Origin of the sequence: Variovorax robiniae, from assembly GCF_037889955.1 — a bacterium.
Classification (GTDB): domain Bacteria; phylum Pseudomonadota; class Gammaproteobacteria; order Burkholderiales; family Burkholderiaceae_C; genus Variovorax; species Variovorax robiniae.
In genome coordinates, this window is the sequence record NZ_JBBKZS010000008.1 from 114,788 (window position 1) to 134,725 (window position 19,938).

Consider the following 19,938-nt stretch of genomic DNA (forward strand, 5'->3'; position numbering starts at 1 on the left):
TCCTGCCAGGTACCAGGCTCGATAGGCGGCGCGAACGGCTACCGGGCCTCTTGGGCTTTCTTCAACATCTGCCGAGCAGCGTTGCGACGGGAGTGGCGAGCGCCAGCAACACGGGGTTGCCGATCTCTTCGGCGAGCAAGGCCGCCGCGCTGCCGCTGGCGTGGTCCCCCAGTGCCGCACGATGAAGATGGGCCCGCATCGTCAGCTCTCGCATTCCGCTGCGCGCCGCAAGGCGCTGCATCTCTTCGATCCAGCCTGCCGCTTGCGGCAGGCCCAGATCCACAGCCAGCGCACACAACACATCCAGCGCGTACCCCTTGCCCCACAGATAGGCGTCAGGCAGGCGCACGCTGCGAGCGATGGCATCCGTCAGGATCTCGACGGCGCGCTCAGTCTCGCCGCGTGCTATGGCAACACGTCCACGCCCGCGTCCGGCAATGCCTTCCCAGCACGGATCGCCCAACTGGCAGCCGAGCGCGAAAGCATGCTCGAGGCGGTCTGCCGCTGCGTCCACGTCGCCGTTCATCAGGTCAATTTCAGCGCGCAACGATTGAGGCCATGGCACGAACGCCGTCCAATGCCGCTGCGCCTTTGCGACTGCAATGTCGATGACCTCGGCAGCGGCGGCCAACTCACCCTGCAGCAGGTACGACCGGCCGATCATCGACGTCGCGTAGGCGATCTGCTTCTGATCGCCGATCTCCGCAGCAAGCGATGCGGCCTCGCTCAGCAATGCAGTTGCATGCGTGTAGTGCGCCATGTCGCTCAGCGCGCTTCCGTGTACGGTGAGGATTCGCGCCTGCTCCCCTCGATCGCTGCCAGCCAACGCGGCAGCGCGTCGGAGCCAGGGCAGCGCGCGCTCATAGCGCCCGCGCAAGAACTCGACGTACCCGAGTTCCCGGCACGCCGCTGCGGCGAGCGCTGGTGAAGCCTCCTCTCCCACGCCAAGGGCTTCGTGCAGCGCAGTTGCACCTTCCTCGTCGCGTCCTCTCGCGGCGTGTACCAATGCGCTGCCCAGTGCGACGCGGGTGCGCGCACGCAAGACGGGGTCGCCCGTCGCGTCGGCCTCGACGATGGCACGGCGCAAGCATTGCAAGCCGGCTTCGAGCACGCCGCCGCTGATGGCGGCCTCGCCCGCCTCGAGTTGTGCCATGGCCGCCATGCGTCCGGTCGCCGGTGGTGCTGTCGGCAGGGCAGTGACCGTGCGCATTGCCGCTTCGAGCGTGGCACCGGGCGCCACACCGAGTTCGCGCATGAAGAGCGCCCTGCAGGCCGCGACCTGGCGCGATGCGCCGACGCCGTCGCCGGCCGCCGCAAGGCTGCGCACCAGCAGCGCCTGGAAGTTCTCGTCGAGCGGGTTCAAACCCACCAGTCGGGCCGCGAGATCGGTGGCTTCGATCGCCGCGCCCGCAGCAAGTCGAGCCAGTGCGGCCTCCCGCAACACAGCCTCCGAGGTGGCCTGCAAGTGACGCCGCTGCGTGGAGAGCCATACGTCAAACGAAGGACTGCTGGCGAAGCTGATGCCCTCCAGCAATTCGCGGCCCAGGCCGGGCATGTTCAATGCCTCATCCCAACGGCCCCTCGACACAACGTCGACATCGACGTAGCTCGCCGGGTCTTCCAGGGAAAGCGACAGGGGATCGCCGCGCAGGGCGTCGTCGCTCAGCAGTCGGCGCAGTTCGCTCAGATTCCACCGCAGCGCAGCAAGCGGGTCCTCCGCGTCTTCGAACAGGAGCGACGCGAGGTGCTTGCGGCTGACTGGCGATGGGCTGCGCACCAGGAAGGCGAGCAAGCCCCACACCTTGTTGCCGCGCGCGCCTGGCAAGGGCTCGCCATCGCGCACCACACGCGGCGTACCCAGAAGCTGAATGGCCAGACCCATGCGCAATGGTCCCTCGGCAACTGCTGGACCGCAAGCCGCAGGTGTCACGCCGCGTCGGCGGTGGTCGGGTCGATGATGGAACTCACACGCGCGACGCTGTTCGCTGGAAAGCCACCGCGCTGTGCGTGCTCGCGCACGATCGCTTCGCTCGACGCGTTGTAGATGCAGTACATCTTGTCGCCCGTCACAAAGCTCTGCACCCACTGCACGCCGGGGCCCAGCGCTTGAATCACGCTGTTGGACTTCTGAGAAATGGCATGAAGCTCGGCCGGGTTGAGGGAGCCGAGGCCGGGAACATTGCGTTCGATCACATATTTGGGCATCACATCACCTTTTCGTTGAAAAGAAGGAATGCCAAGGATCGCAAGCGGGCGTTTGAGCGGTCGTTTGATGGTCACTTGGGTGTGCCGCCGGGCACGGGCGTCGGCCTTCCAGGCCGGCGCGTATTGCGAGTTTCGGCCCGGCGCTCGCCGGATATTGCAGCCTTGTCGGTTCCAATCGCGCCGCCTTCGGCGACCTTGGGCATGTCGCTGCCTCGTGGGGTGACGCCTTGTGTCAGTCGCGAGTCCTTGCGCACCTCTCCTGCCCGCTGAGCCTTGTCACTGGCCACCCCCGGTGTTTGTGGAGGAACCGCCACGCCCGGTGGGCTGGATTGCGCCCAGGCTCCGCCAGTCAGCGCGCTCAGCAGCGTGAGTGTGTAGAAAATTCTCTTCATCCTGACTCCTTCAAAAGTTGAGCGCCGTCGGCGCCAGTGCGAATGCACTCTGCTACTACGCAAGCGGAAGGCGTTTGGATGTGCGGGACCCCGGGATCGCCGGCCTGCTCAGCCGGGATCGGGGCGCAAAGTCGCCGACGCCCGAGAGCGCCGCCCGATCGCCCAGCGCGGCATCGAGGTGGCGGGCGCGTGGATTTCCCGTTGCTGCTCGATCTCACGAAAGAGCTGTGTCACGAAGTCCATGAACAGCCGCACCCGCGCGATGCGCCGTGCACTTGGTGGATAGAGCATGTTGACCGGCGGCACCTCGTCGTCCATCTCCCAGTCGGCGAGCGCTGCGACCAGCGCACCGCTCGCGATCTCGCGGCCCTGGCGCTTGTGCCAGTCGAGCACGCGGATCACGCCGGCGCCTGCGACCGCCAGGTCGCGCACCATGTCCCGGTGCGCGTTGTCGACGACCAGCCAGCCGCCCGCCGTCACCGAGACCCGTTCATCCCCGCGCCGGAAGCGCCAGAGGTCCATGACCGACCCATGGTTCGACCGGATGCACATGCAGTTGTGGTGTTCGAGCTCGCTGGGGTGGCGTGGCATGCCGTGCGCCGCCCAGTATGCGGGCGCTGCGCACACCACGAAGCCGGTCGCGCCGATGGGGCGCAGCACCAGGTCGCCGATCGCCTGCGGCCAGCCCATCACGAGGAAGACATCGACGCCGCGCACCTGCTCGTCCGTCGCGCGCATGAAGTAGCGGATGTCAAGCTGGATCTCGGGGTACATGGAGGCAAATCGCGGCAATGCGGCCGTCAGGCATTCCTGGGCGATCACCGGCTGCACGCCGACCACCACGGTGCCGCGGGCGCGCGACGTCGACGCGCTCGCCTGCTCGTCGGCCAGGGCCAACTGCTCGAGTGCGGGCAAGCAAGCTTCCAGGTACGCCCCACCGGAGGCCGTGAGCACCAGCCCTTGCGCATGCCGTTCGAACAGGGTCATGCCAAGCTCTCGCTCCAGCGCGCCGATCATCTTGGCGACGGCGGCAACGCTCACGCCGAACCGGCGCGAGGCCGCGGAAAAGCTGGAGGTCTCCGCAGCGGCGACGAAATAGTGGAGCGAACGCAGTTTGTCCATGCCCGACCCCGTAGAGGCCCCGAGGGGGCTTCAACTTCCGGTTGATGCCACCGGCGCGCGGAGGAGTATTCCCTTCGCGCCGCTTGCCGCGCATATTGAGCGCATCGGGCTGTTGCGACAAGGAGCACACCATGGACACCGGCCGTCGTTCCTGTACCTTCGCCGCACTGGCGGCTGCCGGGCTCGCTGTCGTCGGCGCACCGGTTGCGCGTGCCCAGGCGCCCACGTGGCCGTCGCGCCCTTTGAAGATCGTCGCGGGTGGCGTCGGCAGCGTGACGGACATCCGGGGCCGCTGGCTGGCCGAGCGGCTCTCCAGCGCCCTGGGGCAGCCCGTCATCGTCGAGAACAACGCGGCCGCAGGCGGCAATGTCGGTGCGGAAACCGTCGCGCGCAGCGCACCGGACGGCTACACGCTGCTGCTGATCCATCAGGGAACGGCGGCCTTCAACCCGCACTTGTTCGCGCGCACAGGCTACGACCCGCTCACCGATTTCGCGCCGATCACGCGATGGGGCTACGGCTCGCTGCTGCTCACGGTGGCACCGGGCGTGCCCGCCACGTCGGTGCGCGAACTCGTCGCACTGGCAAAGGCCAAGCCGGGCGAGTTGAATTTCGCCTCACCGGGCATCGGTACGCCGCCGCACCTGGCCAGCGAATTGTTCAAGCGTGCGGCGGGAATCGATGCGGTGCATGTGCCTTACAAGGGCGGCGGCGCGATGATGGCCGCGCTGCTCGCCGGACAAGTCACGTGGGCCATTGAAGGCCTCACGGCCCAATTGCCGCAGGTGCGTGCCGGATCACTGCGTGCGCTGGGTGTGACCGGCGCGCAGCGGTCACCCTCGCTGCCGGACGTTCCGACGATTGCCGAAGCGGGCGTGCCGGGCTACGAGTTTGCGGGCTGGACGGGCATCGCCGCGCCTGCGAACACGCCCAGACCCGTGATCGACCGCCTCTACGCCGAGATCGTGAACATCAGTTCAACGCAGGACGCCCGCATCTGGTTCGCCAATGGCGGCGCGGAGCCCGGCCTTCTGGCTCCGGAGGCCTTCGGCGCGTTCATCCGCAGCGAGAACATGCGCTGGGGCCAGGTGATCCGCGAAGCCGGCATCCGGATGGAATGAACGATGGACCGCAGCGGCGAGTTGCTGGGGCTCATCAATGCCAACTGGACGACGCAGGTCGTGCGCGCGGCCTGCGTGCTCGATATTCCGGGACGTCTTGCTGAAGGCGCGATGGGGGTGGAGCAACTGGCCGGCGCGACCGGGTGCCACGCACCGTCCGTGCATCGGCTGCTGCGTGCGATGGCCACGCTCGACCTGTGTGCCGAGACGGACGCAGGTCAATACGCGCTCACATCGATGGGCCGTCTGCTCTGCGAGGACGATCCCGGCTCGCTGCGCGCCTGGGCGCTGCTGGTCGGCGGGCCGCACTGGGCGCGGTGGGGCGAGTTGCACGAGAGCGTTCGCACCGGCCTCAGCCACAAGCAGCGCCATCTCGGCGAGGTGGGCTTCGGTGATCTCGATGCGGACCCGGCCACGGCCGCGCTCTTTCACGGCGCGATGGTGCAGATGACCCGGCGCGTGGCGGATGCCATCGTCGCAGCGCTTCCGCTGGACGGCGCCGACTGCATCGTCGATGTCGGCGGAGGGCAGGGCGAGTTGATCGCGAGGGTATTGCAGAGCCGCGCGCAACTGCGCGGCATTCTCTTTGACCTGCCCACGGGCGTGGTTGGTGCGCAGGATGCACTTCGGCGAGCGGGGGTGGACGATCGTTGCAAGGTGGTCGGCGGAGACTTCTTCCACCGCGTTCCCGCAGGCGGCGACATCTACCTGCTCAAGAGCGTTCTGCACAACTGGAACGATGAGCGAGCGACGCAAATCCTTGCGAACTGCCGGGAAGCCATGCGGCCGGGTGGTGCGGTGATTGCCGTGGAAAGGGTGATGCCGTCGCGGCCGGGCACTTGCGGAAAAGATCGGGTCGTCGTCAGGTCCGACCTGAACATGCTGGTTGCCCTCACCGGGCGGGAGCGCACCCGCGATGAGTTTGACGCGCTGTACGCAGGGGCGGGCATTGGCGGGACGCGCTTCCTACCGACGCATGGCGATTTTGCGCTGGTCGCCGGCGTCGTGGACTGAGCGAGCGGCGATCGGACACAAGTGCTGCACGGCGCGGCGCTTGATGCTTGAACCGGCCACTGCAACTTGCAGGAGCTACGACGGCCGTGGGCCCCAGGTTGCCTGTAGGCCTCCCCCCACGGGACAGACCGCTTGCAGACTCGCCATCAAAAGCGCAGGCTCAGGCGGCTTTAGCAGTGTCGAACAGCGGCGCCAGCTTGAGGCGTTGCACCTTGCCCGACGGCCCTCGCGGCAGGTCGTCGACGATGCGGAAATACGCGGGCGTCTTGAATCGCCCGAGCGTCGTTTCGCAAAAAGTGCGCAGCGCGTCTTCGTCGACCGCATGACCTTCGCGCAACACGACGCACACGCCGATCTGCTGTCCGTAGTGCTTGTCAGGCACGCCGACCGCGGCGGCCTCGCGCACCGCGGGGTGCTGGAGCAGCGCCTCGTCGATCTCGCGCGGCGCGATGTTCTCGCCGCCCTTGATGATGAGTTCCTTGATGCGACCGGTGACGAAGAAGAAGCCGTCCGCATCGCGGTGGCCGAGGTCGCCGGTGCGCAGCCAGCCATCTGGCGTGAAGCTGTCGCGGGTGGCCTGCTCGTTCTTGTAGTAGCCGCGCATGACGTTGGGCCCGCGGATGGCGAGTTCGCCGGTGTTGCCGTCGGGCACTTCATGCAGTGCCGCATCGATCACGCGCGCTTCGCAGCCCGATGCGCGGCCGACCGAGCCGAGCTTGCGTTGTTCCGGCGCCATCGGATTGGAGAAGGAGGGCGCCGCCGTCTCGGTGAGGCCCATGGTCTCGACGATGCCGATGCCGAACATCGATTCGAAAGTGCGGTGATGCTCGGGCGGCAAGGCGGCGGAGGCGGAGCGGCAGAAGCGGATGGGGTCGGTTTGCGTGCGCGACGGAACGGCGCCTTCGAGCAGATAGGAAATCATCGTCGGCACGACGTTGATCCAGGTGCATCGCGTGCTCGCCACCTGTTCCCAGAAACGGCCGGCCGAAAAGCGCGCGGGCATCGCCAGGCTGCCGCCATGCGCGAGCGGCGCGAGCATGGTCACGGCGAAGGCGTTGATGTGATAGAGCGGCAACACGGCGAGCACGCGGTCGCTGGCAACCAATGCGTGCTCCCGGCTGATTGCATGCGCATTGGCCGCGAGGTTGGCCTGCGTCAGCATCACGCCCTTGGGTTGGCCGGTGGTGCCGGAGGTGTACATCAGCAGGGCCACTGCACCCGGGTCGGGTGCTGGTGCGCGCGCCGCCTGATCGGGCTCGCCCGGCAGTGTCCTGTCATCCGGGTCGACCACGATCACTGTTACTTCGCGCCCGATGCCGTCCAGCATGGCGCGCACGCGTGCCTCCCATTCGGGGGCGACACATGTGATGCGGCAGTCTGAGTGCATCAGCACGTAGCGCATCTGCTCGGGCTGCGAGACCAGGTTGATCGGGTTGACGCACAGGCCGGCATGCATGGCGCCGAGCAGCAGGCGCAGGGTCTGGAGGCCGTTGGGCATGACGATGGAGACGATGTCGCCGGGTCGCGCGCCATGGCGATGCAGCACGGCCGCGACGGTGCGGCAACCGTGGGTCAATTCGCCATAGCCGATGCGGCGGCCGTCCTCGGCCGACACTGCGTACGTCGCCGACGGCTGGCATTCCGCCTGCTGTTCGATCAGTTCATGGACCGTTCGCGCCGCGCTCATCTCAGTGCTCCGAGGCGTTGAACGCGCATTCGGGGGCGAGCGTCATTTGCCGTGCTGCGCAAAGTACGCGCCGAAGATCTCTTCCTCGCCCGGCACGCGCTCCGGAATCGGCCGCGAGATGCGCGTGATGTTGAGGTAGTGCCGGTAGTTCATGTTGTCGGAGAAGTTGTTCTTGCCCCAGGTGCCGCAGCCCATCGAGAGCGAGAAAGGCAGCCCGTTGTCGAAGCTGCCACCGGTGGCGATGCAATGCGCCTGGTCGACGATCACGCGCGAGACCGGCAGGTGCAGGCCGAGCTGCAGCGCGCGCTCGGGCACCGCGCTGTGCAGGCCCACCGAATGGCCTGCGCCCTCGTAGGCGTAGATGCGCGCGACGGTGGCGGCGGCCTCGTCGAAATCACGCGCCGCGTAGATGGCGAGCACGGGGCTCAGTTTCTCGCCGGAGAAGGGGTGGTCATGGCCGAAGCTGTCTTCCGCGACCATCAAGATGCGCGGCTCGGTCGCGGCGATGGCCAGCCATCCCTCGCGGTTGGCGCCGGGCAGGGCGGCGGCGCGCTCGCAGATGGTGCGCGCCGACTGGCCGATGACGGCGGGCGAGAGCTTGCCTTCCGGCCACATCAGCGCCTGCAACGTCGCCTTCTGCGTCGCGGCCAGCATGACGGCGCCGCGGTCCTTGAGGGCGGCCAGCATCTGCGGGCGCACCGCGTCGACGATCACCAGGCTGTTCTCCGACGAGCAGCTGGTCGCGTTGTCGAAGGTCTTGGAGCGCAGGATGCGATCGGCCGCCGCGTTCACGTCGGCTGTCTCGTCCACGATGCCGGCCACGTTGCCCGCGCCCACGCCAAAGGCCGGCGTGCCGCTCGCATAGGCCGCCCGCACGTTGGCTTGCGAGCCAGTGGCCACGACCAGGTCGCACAGGCGCATCAGCTCTGCCGTCGACTGCTTGTTGATCGGGGCAGGCAACAATTGCACCAGGTCGCGCGGCGCGCCGATGCGGTCGAGTTGCTGATGGATGAACTCGATGAGCCGCGCCGCCGTGGACCAGCCCTTGGGCGAGGGCGCGACGATTACCGCGTTGCGGCCCTTGAGCGCATTGATGATCTTGTTGGCCGGTGTCGCGCCGGGGTTGGTCGAAGGCGTGATGGCGCACACGACGCCCACCGGCCGCGCAATTTCCACGATCCCGCTCGCCGGGTCTTCCGAGATCACGCCCACAGATCGCGCACCCTTGAGGTCGCGCAGCAGGCCGAAGGTCTTGCGGTGGTTCTTGCGCACCTTGTCCTCGACGTTGCCAACGCCGGTATCGGCCACCGCCAGCTCGGCGAGCTCACGGTTGCGCGCAGGCTCGATGATGGCCCAGCCCGCCGCAACGACGGCCATGTCGACCTGCTCTTGTGTCCAGGTTTCGTAGATGCGTTGCGCCGCGCGAGCTCGTGCCACGAGTTCGGCAATGGGGCTGGTAAAGGTGGGAGGCAATTCAGTCATACCGATCAGTCAGATTCATGAAGTTCCTGGAGCAGTGCGGTGCGGCGCCAAAAAGGTGTGAAGATTTCGTAGCGAGGGCGTCGAGGTCGGGTTCGCGGCGCGGAACCGTACTCAAGTACGGTGAGGACCGCGGACCCGAGATCGGCGTCCGCAGTAGAAAGATTCATACCTTTTAATCGACGGAGATGTGGGCGTCTTTGACCAGCTTGTTCCACCGCACCAGTTCCGCGTTGACCACCTTGCCGAGCGCCTCCGGCGGCCCGCCGACGCCTTCGCTGCCCTGGGCCAGCAGCTTGTCGCGGATCTCCGGCTCATGCACCACGGTGTCGATCACCTTGTTGAGCTTGTAGATGATAGGCCGGGGCGTTTTCGCCGGCACGAACACCGCATACCAGGAGTCGACCTCGAAGTCCGGAATGCCGGCCTCCTGCATGGTCGGCACGTCGGGGAAGGCGGCGCTGCGCTTCGTGGTCGACACGGCCAGTGCCTTGAGCTTGCCGGCCTTCACGAACTGCGCCGCCGCGGGGATCGACACCCACAGCAGCGGCACCTGCCCGCCCATCACGTCGGTCACGGCCGGACCGCCGCCGCGGTAGGGGATGTGGGTCATCGCCACGTCGGTGCGCAGCTTGAACAGTTCGCCGGCCAGGTGTCCCGGCGAGCCGTTGCCCACCGATGCGAAGGACAGCGTGCCCGGCTTCTCCCGGCCCAGCGCCACCAGTTCGGCGATGGTGTTGGGCCTGAACTGCGGGTTGGCCACGAGGATCTGCGGAAGAGAGGCGACCATGCCGACGGGCTCGAAGTCCTTGGCCGTATCGAAAGTCAGCTTGGGATAGATCGCGGGATTGATCGTGTGCGAGGACAACGTGAACAGCACCGTGTAGCCGTCGGGCGGCGACTTGGCGACCGCCTCGGTGCCGATGGAGCCGGCCGCGCCGCCGCGGTTCTCGATGACCACCGGCTGGCCCAGCAGCGCCTGGAAGCGCTCCTGCACGATGCGCGCGATGACGTCGGTGCCGCCGCCGGGCGGGTAGGGGACGACGAGGCGGATCGGCTTGGTGGGGTAGTCGGTGGCGGGCTGGGCCTGGGCGCCCAGGCCGATGCCCGACGCGATGGCGGCGAGCAGGCCGATCCTGAGCAAGCGTGCAAGGCAATTCATTCTTCGTGTCTCCATGAACGACAAGGTCAGAGGACTTGAGCAGGGTTTCCCGGGCCGATGCGGAACGCGCCCAGCCCGGGCGCAATGTTGCGCGACACTTTCGATTGCGCTACCAGAGCTTCCACCAAGGCCGCCGGGCTGGCGGAGCCTCGCGATATTCAGCATAGCCGTGGGTGCGCGCGTGCGCCAGTTGGGTTTCGCTCGCCCGTCGCCGACCACGCTTGTCGAAGGGCCAATGCGAGCGCTGCCGGCCCGATCGGCGTAGAACCTGCGCTCGCCGTGAATGACGAGGCCGGGCGGGCGGCTACGGCCCAACGCAACGAGGAGAGCGTCATGAGAACCATCGTTCGAGCCTTTGCCGCGTTGAGTCGCGGTGTCTTGCACCGAGTGTCCAGGGCATTCGGGCGTCCGGGACTGCCGCGCCGCGCGCTGCTGGCGGCCGCGACATCGACCTGCCTGCTCGGCATCTCGCCCACTTGGGCGGCGTGGAGCGATGAAAGCTGGGTCGCGACCTGGGCCGCCGGGCCGCACGCGGGCAACGACTTCGGCACGGCCATCACGCAGTTCGGCGCCCAGACCACGCTGCGGCAGGTCGTGCGCGTCAGCAGCGGCGGCAGTGCGGTGCGGGTGCGCTTCTCGAACGAATTCGGGACGCAGCCGCTGGTGATCGGTTCGGCGCACGTCGGCCTGCGCAGTTCGGGCGCCGGCATCGTTCCCGCGTCGGATCGGGTGCTCACCTTTGGCGGCGCGAACTCGGTCACCATCCCGCCCGGTGCGCCGGCCCTGAGCGACCCGGTCGCGCTGACCGTGCCGGCGCAGGCGGATCTGGCGGTCAGCCTGTACCTGCCCAACGCCACCCAGGGCGCGACACGGCACTTCATCGCACTGCAGACCAATTACCTTTCGCAGTTCGGCGACTACACGGGCATGCCGGTCCCGCCGGTGATGTCGACGGTGCAGGCCTGGTTCTTCCTGTCCGCTGTGAACGTGCTCGCCGGGACCGGGGCGTCGACGGTCGCGGTGCTTGGCGATTCCATCACCGACGGCTTCGGCTCCACGGCCGACACCAACCGGCGCTGGACCAACAGGCTGGCGGAGCGCTTGCAGGCCGCGGGCATGCCGGTGGCGGTGGCCAATGCGGGCATCTCGGCCAATCGGGTGCTGCGCAACGTCACGGCGCCGAGTGCGACGGCGCGGTTCGATGGCGATGTGCTGGCCCAGAGCGGGCTCAAGTACGTGATCGTGCTCGAAGGCATCAACGACATCGGCCTTGGCGCCCTGGCCTCGGCCGAGCCGGTGACGGCCAGCCAGCTCATCGCCGGGTACCGCCAGCTCATCGCGCGTGCGCACCAGAAGGGGGTGCGCATCTTCGGCGCCACGCTGCCGCCGTTCGAAGGCGCGGGCTATTACTCCGCGGAAGGCGAAGGCAAGCGGCAGGCGGTGAACAACTGGATCCGCACCGGCGGCGAGTACGACGGCGTGATCGACTTCGACCAGGCCATCCGCGACCCGAATCGCCCGTCACGCATGCGCACGCAGTACGACAGCGGGGACCGCCTGCATCCCAACGATGCCGGGTACCGGGCGATGGGGGACGCGATTTCACTGCAACTGTTCCGGTAGCGGGTTGGTTGGCCTTCAGTGCCGCAATCGGGCCATCAATCCCACGATCTCCCGGAACACCTGATTGCCCGTTGAGGCCGCGAGGTCGATCACCTGGCTGTGCCGGTAGTACGGGCTCAAGTCCAGCCCGACGCCGATCGCGCCAATCTCGACCTGACCTGCCTGCTCTTGACGCGACACCACATCGCGCAGGTGGTGGTCGAGGTAGTGCGGGTCGTTGGCGAGCTGGGTGGCGCTGTCCATCGGCGAGCCGTCGGAGATCACGAGCAGCAGCTTATGTTCTTCTGCGCGTGCCATCAGCCGGGCACAGGCCCAGTCGACCGCCTCGCCATCGATGCCCTCGCGGAAGAGGTCGGCCTTGAGCAGCGCGGCGATGGCGGGACGGGCGCGGCGCCACGGTGTGTCGGCGCTCTTGAAGACCAGGTGGCAGCGCTCGTTCAGGCGGCCTGGGTGATGCGGCTTCCCGGCGCGTTGCCAATCGCGCATCGCACGGCCGCCGTTCCATGCGCCGGTGGTGAAGCCGAGGATTTCGCTGGTCACGCCGGCCAGTTCAAGTGCGCGCGCGAACACGTCGACCAGCATCGCGACCGATTCCGCATGCGCCTTCATCGAGCCCGAGCAGTCGATGAGGAAGGTGACTGCGCAGTCTGCCACGGGCTCATGCCGTTCACGGCGGAACACGCGGCGTTCGGTGGGCGAGGCAATGAGTTGCGCAAGGCGGCGGCCGTCGATGTGGCCCTCTTCCTGGCCGCCGTCCCAGCCGTCGCGCGCGGGCACTGCGAGCAGTGTCCGCAGCTCTCTTGCGAGGCGTGCGATGTTGACGCCCTGGCCGGCGATGCGGCGGTCGAGCTGTTCGCGGTATTCCACCAGCACCGCCTTGCGCGCGAGCGATGCGGCCTCGTGCTCCCGGTCGTAGGCGGTGGTGAAGACGCGGTAGGCACCGGCCGCGGCTTCGAGCACCCTGCTGCGGCCCGTGTCGGCCACGGCAAATGCCTCCTCGAACTCACGGTCCATCTCGGCGATGAGGCTGAAGAGGTTGTGGCGCTTGTCGTCGGGCTCGGCCGCGCCGTCGCGAGGATCCTCGCCTGCCTCGTCGAGCATGCCGGCGACGGTGCGTGCAATCGACAGCGCATGCGTGGCATAAGCGGCCTGATCGGCGCGGTCGCGGCGCAGGCCCGCCAGCGCGTGGCCGATGCGCGGCGACAGCGCGAAGCGCGTGGCCTCCAGCATGTCCTCGGTTTCTTCCAGAACCTGTTCGCCATGCACGCGGGCGCGGCAGACTTGCGCGACGGTGTAGAGCAGCAGGCCCTTGGCCGTGTCGGTCATGCCGGAATGGTGGAAGTCCAGCGACCATTCGTCGTGCCGGTGCCGCAGGTTGCGGGCCATGCCGGGCATGGACGCGGGCACCATGGCCTCACAGCGGAACTGCTCCAGCATGTCGAAGATGAAGCGCTCGACGGCGGCTTCCGGTTTCAGGCGCGCATGCAACTCGGCGTCTGACGTGCTGAGGCGCAGCGCGATGCCATCGGCCACTCCGCGGAAGGAGTCGAAGTCGTCTGTATCGGGCGAGGGATGCAGGTGCGGCGCGAACCATGGCAGCGCCGCGTTGCCGCGATGCAGGCGCCGGCCCCGGAAGTGCAGGTCGCGCTCGCCGCTTTCGGCTCGGATCACCGCGGCGCAGAGTTCGAGGGCACGCTGCTCCTGGCGGATGCGCTGCTGCAGGTCGCTCATGGCGGCGTTCGCGAAGCCCCAAGGCGCGTCATGGGAAGCAGCGCTGGAAGTATTCGGCCACCAACGGGCGCTCCGCCTCATCGCACTTGTTGACGAAGGAGAGCCGGAAGGCCACCGCCGGGTCCTTGAAGATCTCGACGTTCTCGGCCCAGGTGATGACAGTGCGCGGCGACATCAGCGTCGACAGGTCGCCCGCCGCGAAGCCCTTGCGCGTGAGGTCGGCCACGGCGACCATCCTGGCAACTGTTGCATGGCCTTCGTCGTTGGCGAGCGACGGCACGCGCGCCTGCACGATTGCGATCTCCTCCTCGTGCGGCAGGTAGTCGAGCGAGGCCACGATGTTCCACCGGTCGATCTGCGCATGGTTGAGCCGCTGCGCGCCGTGGTAGAGGCCATTGAGGTTGCCCAGCCCCACCGTGTTGGCCGTCGCGAACAGGCGGAAGTACGGATGCGGCCGCAGCACGCGGTTCTGGTCCATCAGCGTGAACTGGCCATCGCGCTCCAGGATGCGCTGGATCACGAACATCACGTCGGGCCGGCCCGCGTCGTATTCGTCGAAGATCAACGCAACGGGGCGTTGCAGCGACCACGGCACGATGCCTTCCTGGAACTCGGTCACCTGCTGGCCGTCGCGCAGCACGACCGCATCCTTGCCGACCAGGTCGAGCCGGCTGATGTGGCCGTCGAGGTTGAGGCGCACGCAGGGCCAGTTCAGGCGCGCGGCCACCTGCTCGATGTGGGTGGACTTGCCGGTGCCGTGCAGGCCCTGCACCATCACGCGCCGGTCGCGCATGAAGCCGGCGAGGATGGCCAGCGTCACGTCGGGGTTGAAGCGGTAGACGGCGTCGATCTCGGGCACATGCTCGTCGCGCTCGCTGAAGGCGGGCACCTTGAGGTCGGTGTCGATGCCGAAGGTGTCGCGCACGCTCAGCAGGCGGTCGGGGAGGAGGGCGGCGGTGTCGGTCACGGCTTGCAATCAGGTGGTCACGCGCGGGCGCGGGTGTCGGTATCGGCGTCCATGCCGAGACGGCTCAAGGCGAGTGCGGCGCGGCGCAGGGCTGGCAACAGTTTCCTGGCCTTGGCCATGTCGAGCCGCATCACCGGCGCCTGCACCGCGAGGCACAGGTTGGAAGGGCCTTGCGGGTTGGGCACCAGCGCGGCGATGCACAGCAGGCCGGGCAGGAACTCCTCGTTGTCGAAGGCATGGCCGTCCTTCTGCACGCGCTCGATCTCGGCTTCGATGTCCGGCAGCGTCGTGAGCGTTCTTGGGGTGTAGGCCTCAAGCGGCACGTTGGCCAGCAGGCGGCGGCGTTGGGCAGGGTTCATCTGCGCCAGGAATACCTTGCCGCTGGCCGAGCAATGCACCGGCACGCGCGAGCCGGGGTGCAGGTAGAAGCGCAGCGGCGCGGCCGTTTCCACGCGGTCGAGGTACACCACCTCGCCGCCCGAGAGCGCCGTGAGATTGCAGCTTTCCCCGACTTCCTCGACCAGGCGGCGCAGCACCGCGTGGCGCGCGCCGTGCAGGCTGTCGTTCATCAGCAGGTTCTCGGCCAGGCGGCGCAGGCGCGTGCCCATGCCGTAGTGGCGGCCATCACCCTCGCGCTGAAGCAGGCCGGCGCCTTCCAGTTGTTGGAGCATGCGATGAAGCGTAGGCTTCGGCAGCCCCATTTCCTCGACCAGGCCCTGCAGCGAATAGCTCTGGTCCTTGGCCGCAATGGTTTCGAGCAGCGCGAAGAGCCGCATCGCGGGCGTGTCGGCGCCGGCGTCCGATGTCGCTTCCAGCTTGGGCTCGGCCTTGGGGCTCTTGACGATCTTCATGGGGTCGCATCATAGGCTTTTGCAAAAAAATAGTACATGGCGTTCCGGTTTTTGAAATTTGTTTGACGCCCGCGCCGGGCACACCTATATTCGGCGCCATGCGAATTCGGAACTGGACGTTCCATCTTTCGTGATGCCGCCCGCCGGCCAACCCGCCCTTCAGGAGACATATCCACATGACCAAGCAGCCCCCCGCGAACACGCGCACCGCCGTCACCGGCGTGCAGAAGATGACCCCTTCGGAAGCCTTCGTCGAGACCATGGTGGCCAACGGCGTCACCGACATGTTCGGCATCATGGGCTCGGCCTTCATGGACGCGATGGACATCTTCGCGCCGGCCGGCATCCGGTTGATCCCGGTGGTGCATGAGCAGGGCGGCGCGCACATGGCCGATGGCTATGCGCGCGTGTCGGGCCGCCACGGCGTGGTGATCGGCCAGAACGGGCCCGGCATCAGCAACTGCGTGACCGCCATCGCGGCGGCGTACTGGGCGCACAGCCCGGTCGTCATCGTCACGCCCGAGACCGGCACGATGGGCATGGGCCTTGGCGGCTTCCAGGAAGCCAACCAGTTGCCGATGTTCCAGGAGTTCACCAAGTACCAGGGCCACGTCAACAACCCGAAGCGCATGGCCGAATACACCGCGCGCTGCTTCGACCGCGCCATCTCCGAGATGGGCCCGACCCAGCTCAACATCCCGCGCGACTACTTCTACGGCGAAGTCACCTGCGAGATCCCGAAGCCGATGCGCGTGGAGCGCAGCGCCGGTGGCGAGAACAGCCTGGCCGCCGCGGCCGAACTGCTGGCCTCGGCCAAGTTCCCGGTGATCCTCTCAGGCGGCGGCGTGGTGATGGGCGATGCGGTGGAAGAGTGCAAGGCGCTGGCCGAGCGGCTCGGCGCGCCGGTGTGCAATGGCTACCTGCGCAACGACTCCTTCCCCGCGAGCCATCCGCTGTGGGCCGGCCCGCTGGGCTACCAGGGCTCCAAGGCAGCGATGAAGCTGATCGCGCAGGCCGACGTGGTGATCGCACTGGGCTCACGCATGGGCCCCTTCGGCACGCTGCCGCAGCACGGCATGGACTACTGGCCGAAGGACGCGAAGATCATCCAGGTCGAAGCGGACCACACCAATCTGGGCCTGGTGAAGAAGATCACCGTCGGCATCCATGGCGATGCCAAGGCTACCGCGAAGGAGCTGCTCAAGCGCCTCGACGGCAAGACGCTCGCTTGCGACGCCACCAAGGCCGCGCGCGCCGAGACCATCAAGGCCGAGAAGGCCGCCTGGGAAAAGGAACTCGACGAGTGGACGCATGAGCGCGATCCCTTCAGCCTCGACGCCATCGAGGAAGCCAAGGGCGAGAAGACGCCGACCGGTGGCACGTACCTCCATCCGCGCCAGGTCCTGCGTGAGCTGGAAAAGGCCATGCCGCCGCGCGTGATGGTCTCGACCGACATCGGCAACATCAACGCAATCGCCAACAGCTATTTGCGCTTCGACGAGCCGCGCAGCTTCTTCGCGCCGATGAGCTTCGGCAACTGCGGCTACTCGCTGCCGACGATGATCGGCGCCAAGTGCGCGGCGCCGGACCGCCCGGCCGTGGCCTATGCCGGCGACGGCGCCTGGGGCATGAGCATGGTCGAGATCATGACCGCCGTGCGCCACGACATCCCGGTGACGGCGGTGGTCTTCCACAACCGCCAGTGGGGTGCGGAGAAGAAGAACCAGGTGGACTTCTACAACCGGCGCTTCGTCGCGGGTGAATTGGAGAGCGAGAGCTTTGCGGGCATTGCGAAGGCGATGGGCGCGGAGGGCATCGTGGTCGACAAGCTGGAAGATGTCGGCCCGGCGTTGAAGAAGGCAATCGACATGCAGATGAACGAAGGCAAGACCTGCGTGATCGAGATCATGTGCACGCGGGAGCTTGGCGATCCGTTCCGCCGTGATGCGTTGTCCAAGCCCGTGCGGTTCCTTGACAAATACAAGGACTACGTCTGAATAGGTGGGAGTCCCCCTGCGGCGGGTACCGAGCTCGCCGCCATCGGCAACCCACCTTGTCCTTCAGCGTTCGAAACGCTTGAGTCGAGGTGCGAGTGCCGTCACGACACTCGGGGTGATCTGTATCGTCGAAGGTACCTGGCGCCTCTTGATGGTTCGCATGGCGTGCTCCGACGCCTTTGCAACGGCCGGGGGGAGCGTGAAGGTCTTTTCGAGCGCATAGACGCGGAATTTCTTGAAGACACTTCCGAGGTACCGTTTTCGTCCCCGGGTGATTGCATATCCAATCGCGAGTCCGCCCAGGCTCCCTGCGGCGACGGCTGCGGGAGCCATGCCGGCAGCACTCAGCGCGAGCCCCGCGCCAGCGGCGACGGCATATTTCGCCATGTCGCCGACCACGAACTCGACGAGTTCCTCGGTCTCCTTGAACTTCACCTGTGTTCCTACGAATTCGGACAGTCTTCGAGCGTATTCCTCGCCCGCGTCGCGGACTTCCTTTGCAATGTGCGTGCGGTGCACGGGCAACGAGGCCTCCCACTCGTTGCGCAGCTTCAGCCAACGCGTACGTGAATCTGCAACGCTGCTTCCGGGCACGACGAGACTCGCCAGACGTATGGGGTCAGCCTGCGTGATCGCCAATGGGACACTGAGACGCGGAAGCTGCGGAATGTCGCTCACCAGGAACTTCAGGCTTGGCGGGATCAGGAGATCGTCGAACGCCGCTGAAGTCTGTGTCTGCACTGACACGCTTGAACCGTGTTCTGCCGTCAACAGGATGCCCATGTTGTAGTGGTACATCTCGTTGGCCAGGTTCATCAATGCATCCTTGAACAGCTTGGGTGCGTTGGTCTGGTCGGGATCGTCGGCGTATTTGATCGCAGTGAGTTCCCAGGTCGTCCTTGCCCCTCGCGTGTCCTTGGACAGAATGTCGGCGACCTCGTCCAAGAAGGACGCGAATGTCGTCTTGCCCACGTGCCGCCCGATTCCCAGTGCATGCGGAGAGGCGCCGCGTTCGCGCAGGTTCTCGACCAGCGCCAGGAATCCCGAGCCCGCGTCCAACGATGGCCAAGGCACAAGAAGCCCCGCGTCCCTGAGTTGTTTGTCGAGGCCGGACAGGGCCTCCCGAAATTCCGTCCATTGCACCCCCGGAATCCGATCCTCGACCAAGGCTTTGAACGTCGGGATGTGCTCCGCCATGCGCAGCGGCATGTCATGAAGTTTGAACTGATCGCCGCCGCGCGCCATCACGCGCACAAACCCATTTCGGACAAGTTCCCACAGCAGGCCATCACGCTTGAGCAGCTCGGCTCTCGCGATTTCGTTGTTCACCAGGTAGCCGTCGTTCAGCAGGACGGGCTTGCCGTGGATCAGTTCGACGGTGAGCAGGTAGTTGAGAACGCCCACATCGACTTTGAAGCGCCACGGATACCTGACCACGGAATCGTCGAGCAGTCCCATGTAGGTGTACGAGTCGTTCCTGAGCGTCTTCATCGGCAAACCCTTCGGCATTGGATGGTTGAACATCGGCAATGTAGCCCGCGATCTTCGGTTGTGCCGCTCGGCCCGACCTGCTGCACGTTCATTTCTCCGGTCGACCAGACGCTCCTTGTCGTTTGGATCGCGCACTGCGCGGTGCCGCCGCGCTGCAATGCGCCAGGAACTCCGTCGTCGCGCGCCCCAGCCGCTTCTCCCGATGCAGCACGATCGACAGCTTGCGCGCCGCCCTGGGCAGTTTGGTGCGCAGCTCGACCAGCCGCCCGTCGCCCAGGCTCTGCGCCAGGGCGAAGCGCGACAGGCAACCCAGTCCGTCACCCGCCGCGACCACGCGCTTGATCGCCTCGCTGCTGCCCAGCTCGAAGCCCACGCGCACCTGCTCCAGGTTCTGCATCAGCCAGAAATCGGTGGCCAGGCGCGTGCCGGAACCGTGCTCGCGCACCACCCAGGTCGCTTCCGAAAGCTGCGCGGGCGTCGCGATACGGCGTGCCAACGGATGATTCGGCGCGGCGAAGATCACGAGTTCGTCATTGAGCCAGGGATGCACCACCAAGTCGGAATGGGTCTGCGGGCCTTCGATGAAACCTACGTCCACGTCGAACCCGGCCACCGCCTCGGAGACCTGGAAGGTGTTCATGATGCGCAAGTTCACCTGGCTGCGGGGATGCAGCCGCGTCCACTGCGCAACCAGATCGGGCAGCAGGTATTCCCCGATGGTGAAGCTCGCGGCCACACGCAGCGGTGCCGCATGCTCAGCGCTGAAGAGCGACTGCAACTCGGCCGCCTGCTCGATCAGCGCCTGGGCCTTCGGCAACAGGGCGCGTCCGTTCTCGTTGAGCACCAGGCGGCGGCCGATGCGGTCGAACAACTCGGCTCCAAGCGCGCTCTCCAGTTCCGCCAGCGCGGTGCTCGCGGCCGACTGTGAACGCGAGACGCGATCCGCTGCAGCGCGCGTGCTGCCACCGCGCGCAGTGGCCACGAACACCTCGACCTGCCGCAGGTTCAGGCGCAGGCGGCGGAAATCCTGCTGATTCGATTTTTCGATCATTCTGAACAATATTCTCCGCTTTTTCCTTTGAGCACCTTTGCCTAC

At 66.9% G+C, this 19,938-nt stretch carries 16 protein-coding genes; 4 read left to right on the forward strand and 12 right to left on the reverse strand.

All coding sequences use genetic code 11. The features are described from left to right. Positions 1-61: 61 nt before the first annotated feature. The 4 genes from WKW79_RS19455 to WKW79_RS19470 form a co-directional block, all read right to left on the reverse strand. A complete protein-coding gene (locus WKW79_RS19455; protein WP_340336835.1) occupies positions 62-1,882 on the reverse strand; it encodes an AfsR/SARP family transcriptional regulator in 1,821 nt (606 codons plus the stop codon). 44 nt (positions 1,883-1,926) lie between these two features. Then, positions 1,927-2,280 (reverse strand): DUF4242 domain-containing protein, encoded by a 354-nt coding sequence (locus tag WKW79_RS19460; protein WP_340336836.1) that lies wholly within the window; start codon positions 2,278-2,280, stop codon positions 1,927-1,929. Then, the gene (locus tag WKW79_RS19465) at positions 2,277-2,597 is read right to left on the reverse strand and encodes a hypothetical protein (RefSeq protein WP_340336837.1); all 321 of its coding nucleotides are present in this window, start codon (positions 2,595-2,597) and stop codon (positions 2,277-2,279) included. The genes WKW79_RS19460 and WKW79_RS19465 overlap by 4 nt, the downstream gene beginning before the upstream one ends. Before the next feature lie 108 nt (positions 2,598-2,705). After that, positions 2,706-3,719, reverse strand: coding sequence for a LysR family transcriptional regulator (locus WKW79_RS19470; protein WP_340336838.1), 1,014 nt, complete (start codon positions 3,717-3,719; stop codon positions 2,706-2,708). A 131-nt stretch (positions 3,720-3,850) separates the two neighbouring features. On the opposite strand from WKW79_RS19470, the gene WKW79_RS19475 reads away from it, so the two are divergent. Further along, on the forward strand, positions 3,851-4,840 hold the full coding sequence (locus tag WKW79_RS19475; RefSeq protein ID WP_340336839.1) for a Bug family tripartite tricarboxylate transporter substrate binding protein: 990 nt from the start codon (positions 3,851-3,853) through the stop codon (positions 4,838-4,840). Between the two features lie 3 nt (positions 4,841-4,843). Continuing rightward, the gene (locus tag WKW79_RS19480) at positions 4,844-5,854 is read left to right on the forward strand and encodes a methyltransferase (protein ID WP_340336840.1); all 1,011 of its coding nucleotides are present in this window, start codon (positions 4,844-4,846) and stop codon (positions 5,852-5,854) included. A 160-nt stretch (positions 5,855-6,014) separates the two neighbouring features. Here the strand turns inward: WKW79_RS19480 and WKW79_RS19485 are convergent, their stop codons facing one another. The 3 genes from WKW79_RS19485 to WKW79_RS19495 form a co-directional block, all read right to left on the reverse strand. After that, the gene (locus WKW79_RS19485) at positions 6,015-7,541 is read right to left on the reverse strand and encodes an AMP-binding protein (RefSeq protein WP_340336841.1); all 1,527 of its coding nucleotides are present in this window, start codon (positions 7,539-7,541) and stop codon (positions 6,015-6,017) included. A gap of 42 nt (positions 7,542-7,583) precedes the next feature. After that, positions 7,584-9,023: an acylating sulfoacetaldehyde dehydrogenase gene (gene sauS / locus WKW79_RS19490; protein ID WP_340336842.1), complete on the reverse strand. Its 1,440-nt coding sequence runs from the start codon at positions 9,021-9,023 to the stop codon at positions 7,584-7,586. A 172-nt stretch (positions 9,024-9,195) separates the two neighbouring features. Then, positions 9,196-10,182, reverse strand: coding sequence for a tripartite tricarboxylate transporter substrate binding protein (locus tag WKW79_RS19495; protein WP_340336843.1), 987 nt, complete (start codon positions 10,180-10,182; stop codon positions 9,196-9,198). A 333-nt stretch (positions 10,183-10,515) separates the two neighbouring features. Between WKW79_RS19495 and WKW79_RS19500 the strand changes: the two genes are divergently transcribed. Next, complete coding sequence (locus tag WKW79_RS19500) at positions 10,516-11,805, forward strand: SGNH/GDSL hydrolase family protein (RefSeq protein ID WP_340336844.1); 1,290 nt, start codon at positions 10,516-10,518, stop codon at positions 11,803-11,805. Positions 11,806-11,820: 15 nt separating this feature from the next. Here WKW79_RS19500 and WKW79_RS19505 read toward each other — a convergent pair whose 3' ends face one another. From WKW79_RS19505 to WKW79_RS19515, 3 genes are read right to left on the reverse strand one after another with little or no spacing between them, the layout of a single operon-like run. Further along, positions 11,821-13,536, reverse strand: a complete 1,716-nt coding sequence (locus tag WKW79_RS19505; RefSeq protein WP_340336845.1) for a cobaltochelatase CobT-related protein — start codon at positions 13,534-13,536, stop codon at positions 11,821-11,823. A gap of 28 nt (positions 13,537-13,564) precedes the next feature. Then, the gene (locus WKW79_RS19510; protein ID WP_340336846.1) at positions 13,565-14,503 is read right to left on the reverse strand and encodes an AAA family ATPase; all 939 of its coding nucleotides are present in this window, start codon (positions 14,501-14,503) and stop codon (positions 13,565-13,567) included. Between the two features lie 17 nt (positions 14,504-14,520). Next, positions 14,521-15,354 (reverse strand): IclR family transcriptional regulator, encoded by an 834-nt coding sequence (locus WKW79_RS19515; RefSeq protein WP_422823925.1) that lies wholly within the window; start codon positions 15,352-15,354, stop codon positions 14,521-14,523. 176 nt (positions 15,355-15,530) lie between these two features. Here WKW79_RS19515 and xsc point away from each other — a divergent pair, with 176 nt between their 5' ends. Beyond that, positions 15,531-17,351 (forward strand): sulfoacetaldehyde acetyltransferase, encoded by a 1,821-nt coding sequence (gene xsc / locus WKW79_RS19520; protein ID WP_340336847.1) that lies wholly within the window; start codon positions 15,531-15,533, stop codon positions 17,349-17,351. Positions 17,352-17,414: 63 nt separating this feature from the next. Here the strand turns inward: xsc and WKW79_RS19525 are convergent, their stop codons facing one another. Together WKW79_RS19525 and WKW79_RS19530 are read right to left on the reverse strand one after the other, a co-directional pair. Beyond that, positions 17,415-18,842 carry a hypothetical protein gene (locus tag WKW79_RS19525; RefSeq protein ID WP_340336848.1) on the reverse strand — a complete coding sequence of 476 codons (1,428 nt, stop codon included), beginning with the start codon at positions 18,840-18,842 and terminating at the stop codon, positions 17,415-17,417. 88 nt (positions 18,843-18,930) lie between these two features. Then, positions 18,931-19,893: a LysR family transcriptional regulator gene (locus WKW79_RS19530; protein ID WP_340336849.1), complete on the reverse strand. Its 963-nt coding sequence runs from the start codon at positions 19,891-19,893 to the stop codon at positions 18,931-18,933. Positions 19,894-19,938: the final 45 nt, after the last annotated feature.

Coding starts and splice junctions, on each gene's coding strand:
- WKW79_RS19465 (WP_340336837.1), bottom strand. CDS start 2,597: ATGAAGAGAATTTTCTACACACTCACGCTGCTGAGCGCGCTGACTGGC.
- xsc (WP_340336847.1), top strand. CDS start 15,531: ATGACCAAGCAGCCCCCCGCGAACACGCGCACCGCCGTCACCGGCGTG.
- WKW79_RS19480 (WP_340336840.1), top strand. CDS start 4,844: ATGGACCGCAGCGGCGAGTTGCTGGGGCTCATCAATGCCAACTGGACG.
- WKW79_RS19515 (WP_422823925.1), bottom strand. CDS start 15,354: ATGAAGATCGTCAAGAGCCCCAAGGCCGAGCCCAAGCTGGAAGCGACA.
- sauS (WP_340336842.1), bottom strand. CDS start 9,023: ATGACTGAATTGCCTCCCACCTTTACCAGCCCCATTGCCGAACTCGTG.
- WKW79_RS19475 (WP_340336839.1), top strand. CDS start 3,851: ATGGACACCGGCCGTCGTTCCTGTACCTTCGCCGCACTGGCGGCTGCC.
- WKW79_RS19525 (WP_340336848.1), bottom strand. CDS start 18,842: ATGAAGACGCTCAGGAACGACTCGTACACCTACATGGGACTGCTCGAC.
- WKW79_RS19455 (WP_340336835.1), bottom strand. CDS start 1,882: ATGGGTCTGGCCATTCAGCTTCTGGGTACGCCGCGTGTGGTGCGCGAT.
- WKW79_RS19500 (WP_340336844.1), top strand. CDS start 10,516: ATGAGAACCATCGTTCGAGCCTTTGCCGCGTTGAGTCGCGGTGTCTTG.
- WKW79_RS19470 (WP_340336838.1), bottom strand. CDS start 3,719: ATGGACAAACTGCGTTCGCTCCACTATTTCGTCGCCGCTGCGGAGACC.
- WKW79_RS19485 (WP_340336841.1), bottom strand. CDS start 7,541: ATGAGCGCGGCGCGAACGGTCCATGAACTGATCGAACAGCAGGCGGAA.
- WKW79_RS19495 (WP_340336843.1), bottom strand. CDS start 10,182: ATGAATTGCCTTGCACGCTTGCTCAGGATCGGCCTGCTCGCCGCCATC.
- WKW79_RS19530 (WP_340336849.1), bottom strand. CDS start 19,893: ATGATCGAAAAATCGAATCAGCAGGATTTCCGCCGCCTGCGCCTGAAC.
- WKW79_RS19505 (WP_340336845.1), bottom strand. CDS start 13,536: ATGAGCGACCTGCAGCAGCGCATCCGCCAGGAGCAGCGTGCCCTCGAA.